This window comes from Limnospira sp. PMC 1279.21, assembly GCF_032349615.1.
Classification (GTDB): domain Bacteria; phylum Cyanobacteriota; class Cyanobacteriia; order Cyanobacteriales; family Microcoleaceae; genus Limnospira; species Limnospira fusiformis.
On the sequence record NZ_JARPLU010000382.1, the window covers coordinates 1 to 1,488 of the forward strand.

The 1,488-nt window shown below is 45.0% G+C and carries 1 pseudogene; it reads right to left on the minus strand.

From position 1 onward, the window contains the following. Nucleotides 1–46 precede the first annotated feature (46 nt). A pseudogene (locus P5683_RS24780) lies at nucleotides 47–884 on the minus strand (reverse transcriptase N-terminal domain-containing protein); the annotation flags it as partial. Nucleotides 885–1,488: the final 604 nt, after the last annotated feature.

The following is a 1,488-nucleotide window of genomic DNA, read 5'->3' on the forward strand; positions in this document are numbered from 1 at the left end:
AGTCATCTCGTCCTCTCCATTATACGTCCTAAGTGTTCTGTCTTGTGCTATATCTTATTAGGTTGACCTGGGTGGTTGTTCCTTTATTCGGATACATTTCTTTAACTAGCCTTTCCATACCATCCAGTGCGATGTTGGCTAGGAGTGGACTTATTACCCCTCCTTGGGGTGTCCCTGCTTCTGTATCCTCGAATACGCCGTTATCTAGCACACCCGCTTTGAGCCATTGTTTCAGGTCTCTCTTCAGGCTGCTTGGACAATTAATTTTTGACAGTAGATAATCATGGTTTATTCGGTCAAAACACTTCGTTATATCCGCGTCTAACACATAGTATTCATCTTTGTTAATACTCTGAAAAATTCGTGCTATTGCATCTTGGGCAGACCTACCCGGTCTAAACCCATAACTAGTGCCTTCAAATCTCGATTCCCATTCAGGTTCGAGAGCCGATTTAACCAAGGCTTGCCTCGCTCTATCTTGGATTGTGGGTATTCCCAGGGGGCGTTTTTCATCCCTTCCAGGTTTTGGAATCCACACCCGTCGCAGTGGTTTTGCTTTGAGATTTCCTTTGATGTTCTCAACAATTTCAAACCTTTGCCTTGGTGAGATTGCTCTCATTCCATCGACACCGGCTGTTTTCTTGCCTTGATTATCTTGGGTCACTCGCCGCACTGCTAAGAGTCGGGCATAATATGACTTCACCAGTAGACGTTGCAACCTTCGTGCCTTTGCGTCCTGTCCCGATTTAGCTGCTTGAAATATCCTCTTTTGGAGCTTGAAAACTTTTCTCTGAACTTTCGCCCAGGGAATAGCTTTCGATACAAACGCACGTCTTGATTGGTTTTGATTTCTCAAATCCTTTCTTTAAACTCGCTTTCGTCATAGTAACTCCTACTAGACTCTATTCTTTACAATCAAACCGTGACCCGTTAGCATATCCCTACCATTACAGTTGGGCGTTGGCTTCTGGTCACATCTCACCCCCTAATAGGCTTACGCTTACACTTATCACTACTAACTATCTCGACCAGATAATCAGAGCCTAAAAGGGGTTATAACGTTCCGTTTATATGGGCATTCCATCTTTAGACTTGTCCTATCCACCGGGGTACTTTTAAAGGTCTGTGTAGGTGATGATAGAATTACCCTACTTTTTCCCTTTCTCTTTTGAGTGCAGCGTATCAACCTGTTTCGCTACTAAATAATTACGATGGTTCAAGTCGGAGCATTCAGATTTCCTTAGTCATGGATGGTTGGCAGTGGTCGCGTCTGGCAGTAGGTTCTACTTTACGCCTTCCGTTCCCCGCTTCAATCCTGGGGTTGTGATTCCCAAAACTGGGGGTGGCTATCGCCGTTACTCTCGACGCAATTGTTAAGGAATCATTAAGATTTCCAATTTTGCGTTTTGACCCCGAGTTCCCTGCCTTGTTTTGGTAGGGGTCGAGAGGGAAGTCGCCTTCCCCCACTCCCATTCAAAACCGTGCTTG